General features: G+C 28.6%; 2 protein-coding genes. Both read left to right on the top strand.

What is annotated here, in order from left to right; genetic code table 11:
* Nucleotides 1–659 (top strand): DUF3732 domain-containing protein (locus tag KVT27_RS23060; protein WP_217582014.1); only part of this gene is annotated, 659 nt, incomplete at its 5' end.
* Nucleotides 660–975: 316 nt separating this feature from the next.
* Nucleotides 976–2132 (top strand): SRA domain-containing endonuclease (locus tag KVT27_RS23055; protein WP_483307975.1); only part of this gene is annotated, 1157 nt, incomplete at its 3' end.

Below are 2132 nucleotides of genomic sequence, written 5' to 3'. Positions count from 1 at the left end.
CTTATGCTAAGGCTAAAATTGATATTGAATGTCAGCTAGTTCAACATCAAAGAGAAAGCATAGATTTAAACGGAGAAGAAACATTGGAAGATGAGATTAGGAGTTTGATTGAGCAGATAGAAGGTTATAATCTCGATAAATATTTTAGTTATGCTGAAAATAAATTAAGTGAGTATATGAATAGAATTATTAAAGGGCTAGATTTTGAAGAAGAATTTAAACCTGCAAATTTAAATTTTGATTTAGAATCTTTTGAGCTATATCACTATGATAAGATGGCCAGAGACAAAGTGTTTTTAAGTGAAATGGGTAGTGGAGCGAATTGGCTTTCTTGTCATATTAGTTTATTTTTATCTTTGTTACATTTCTTCTGTAAAGAAGAAAATTCTAAAATTCCTTCATTTTTATTTTTTGACCAACCTAGTCAAGTGTATTTTCCCGACAAGGTTTATGTTGATAAAAATGACAGTAAAGGAACAGATATTGAAGTTGTAGAAGCAATGTATGTAACGATATTAAAAGAATTAGAATTAATTTATAAAGAAGCAGGGTTTATGCCTCAAATAATTATCACAGACCATGTTGATAATTTGAATTTAGGTAATTATGATTTCGAGGATTATGTTGCTGCTAGATGGAGGGATGAAAAATTTATTTAAGTTTTAATTTCTAAACTAATTATGTATAAAAGTAAATAAACAAAGGATATCTAGTTGTGAGAGGGATCCAAAGCTAGATAAAGAAGCATTAAGTATGTACTATGATCGAGCACCTTTGGTTAATGTAGAAATAAAGTAGTATTTAATTGAGGTTTTCTACTGACAGTATTGAATTATTTAAAAAAGAAATATTAATTGATGAAAGCAGCGTATTAGAACGAACATTATGTGTAAATTGAGTGTAATAAATAATATGTGGAATTATTCAAACCTAATATTTGTAAATATCCCGTAAGATGACTAAGGAGAATCTAGTATGGACAAAATAGAGAGAATCCAAGATTTAAAGAAAGGCATTGTAATAAGTGACAAAGAACTAATAGAAATATTTAAATGTGGAATTGGAGGAGGAATGAGAAGATCATTAAAAACCAACTCCTTAGTATTATTGTCATATGAGAATATTCCACCCTATCAACCAGCGAGAAAAGAAAATGATATTTGGAAGTATACTGGAATGGGAAGGAAAGGGCATCAAAGTCTAGATTATAAGCAAAATAAAACACTTCTTCATTCAAATGAGAAAGGTATAGATGTATATTTATTTGTTGTAGACCGCGGTGATTATAAATTTATTGATCAAGTATTTCTGGCTGGGCATCCGGAAAAGGAAAGACAAATTGATGAGTCTGGGGAAGAAAGAGATGTTTGGGTTTTTCCGCTTATTGAAGTTGGAAAAAAGATGGATGCTTTAGAGTTTCTAAATTTTCAACCAAAACATTATTTGGAGAATAATAGAATTATAGAATTTCCTCAATATGTGTTGTCTTTAAATAGTGTTAATCCATTAGCAGAGGTAATGATTAAAAACAACATTGATACATTAACAGGTCCTGGAGGATGGTTTTTTACAAAAACAAAATTCTTTAATAACCCCAATACAAAAAGTAAATATAAATGTGGTTATATAGATCAAATTATCAAAAAAGATCGTAGAGTATCTAAAGGAATTGTTTTTGAAGGACAAAATAAATTTATAAATCCATTTTACAAAAGTACGGCATTCTTTAAAGCGGAATTTATACATCGTAAGAAAAATAATGCCAAGTCAGGTTTTCTTATTCATGAGATTCAATATAAATATCCTAATGCCAATTGGATAAAAGTAAAATTCTTAGAAAACAAAATATTCCACATTAATGAACTTATAACCCCATTTGTATCTTTAATAATAGGGCCAAATGGGACGGGAAAGAGTACAGTTTTAGGTAATATTCAAAAAATATTTCTAGATGCTTTTAATTATTCTAACTCACGTTCAACTTATCGTGCTTCAATAGAGGTAGAGTATAAGATTATTTATCAAATGGGATTAGATTTATATCAAATCTATCAACAAAAAGATAGTAATCAGAATGTATATTATAAAAATGACGAATTAGTACCTTATTTTGAAATGAACTTACCTAAAAA

The sequence above is a fragment of the Lysinibacillus sp. GbtcB16 genome (assembly GCF_019091145.1).
Lineage (GTDB): Bacteria > Bacillota > Bacilli > Bacillales_A > Planococcaceae > Lysinibacillus > Lysinibacillus fusiformis.
The sequence above is the reverse complement of the archived record's forward strand: the minus strand, read 5'-3'. Positions and strand labels throughout refer to the sequence as shown.